This is a genomic window from Xanthomonas pisi DSM 18956 (assembly GCF_001010415.1).
GTDB lineage: Bacteria > Pseudomonadota > Gammaproteobacteria > Xanthomonadales > Xanthomonadaceae > Xanthomonas > Xanthomonas pisi.
This window is the reverse complement of record NZ_JPLE01000161.1, coordinates 1-346: the sequence shown is the minus strand read 5'-3', so window position 1 is coordinate 346 and position 346 is coordinate 1. Positions and strand designations below refer to the sequence as shown.

Genomic DNA, 346 nt, shown 5'->3' with positions numbered 1-346 from the left:
ATGATCCTGATGACGTTTTTCTTGACCTACCACACGTTGAAATACTCAATAAAGACCATTTCGCAAACATAAAAGCGCAAAAGGGGACTGAAATTGCAGAGAGATTCAGAAAGACATACGAATATGCAACTGGGCAAGCCGTATATCCGACTGATGAATTGATTTCAATTGACACCGATGGTATACCGGAACTTGGGATTCCAGCTTGGACTACTGAAGAGATTGAGACGTTTCTTTTTGAGATGTCAGCGCCGCGCAAAGACACTTCTGTTCTTGGCAAGTTCAAAGTTGAATCCAAAAAGGACATGGCAAAGCGTGGAGTCAAATCACCTAACAAAGCGGACGC

1 pseudogene is annotated in these 346 nt (G+C 43.1%); it reads left to right on the top strand.

Annotation, left to right across the window (positions count from 1 at the left end):
• Positions 1-346 (top strand): annotated as a pseudogene (locus Y887_RS20720) (hypothetical protein); the annotation flags it as partial.